Here is a 952-nt window from a genome sequence, read left to right on the forward strand (position 1 = left end):
CAAACTGCTTGAACGGGTCATCAAGTAATTCATCACGGTCCAGGCCCTGGCTCATATATTCGCGACGATAGTCACCGATATCCATACTCTCTTCCTAGCTTGTTGAATCAGATTTAGCTCCAATATTGAGGCTAATATCTTGATAATACAAGCTAAGTAAAAGCGAGAGAAGAGAAATCTTGTTTCTATGCCAAATTCGCGAAAAAGCGCTTTGGATCCAAGCATCAAGTGACGCTTTACCAGGCCCATACATCACCAAAACCAAGAGCATCGCGCCCCAGAAATAGTGGTCATTAACACCACCTGGGCTAATATCCGGGTAAGAGATAACGGCAACGATATTTAAGACAAATAGAGCCCCGGCACTAAAACGTCCGGCTAAACCAATCACCAACAATACCGGGAAGACTAGCTCAGCAAAGGTAGACAAATAGGCGGCGACATCAAAGGGAATCAAAGGCACATCGTATTCATATTCAAACAGCATCAATGTGCTATCCATACTCTTTACCTTCGATAAGCCAGCTAGAAAAAATACTTTCGCCAAGTACAAACGAAAGACAATAATCATAATAATCTGGCTTTTATCCACCCAGCGAGTGGCATTTAAATACAGCGACGCAACAGTAGAGACTTGACTCATATTTAATCCTAATGTGGTAATTTGGAACGATTTATTCGGCTAATGTGAAGCCGACAAACCAAACTCGTTGAACAGCCAAAGCAAGTGTTTGGTTAATTTCTTCTAGTGGATACTTGGACTGCAGTTCTTGCAGAATAGTTCCCAAGTTTTTCTTTTTATTTATCGAAGAGAGTAGTTCGAATTCCAAGTCGGATAGCTGATCGACACGTAGCTGGTAATGCGCCGCTCGCCATACCAACAAGTGCCGTGAACCGGAATCTAAATTCAAGGGTTGATCTTCATTCCCTTCTGCTTTGTCTCGATCTTCCA

General features: G+C 42.5%; 2 protein-coding genes. Both read right to left on the minus strand.

The genetic code is table 11. From position 1 onward, the window contains the following. Positions 1-94 precede the first annotated feature (94 nt). Positions 95-643: a DoxX family protein gene (locus tag A3763_RS24920; RefSeq protein WP_068760691.1), complete on the minus strand. Its 549-nt coding sequence runs from the start codon at positions 641-643 to the stop codon at positions 95-97. A gap of 31 nt (positions 644-674) precedes the next feature. Then, the coding region (locus A3763_RS29220; RefSeq protein ID WP_197483113.1) for a hypothetical protein at positions 675-952 on the minus strand (278 nt) is incomplete at its 5' end.

The organism is Oleiphilus sp. HI0128, from assembly GCF_001635365.1.

What these genes read in the sequence shown, in the direction of transcription:
- A3763_RS24920 (WP_068760691.1), bottom strand. Translation starts at nt 643, where the DNA reads ATGAGTCAAGTCTCTACTGTTGCGTCGCTGTATTTAAATGCCACTCGC.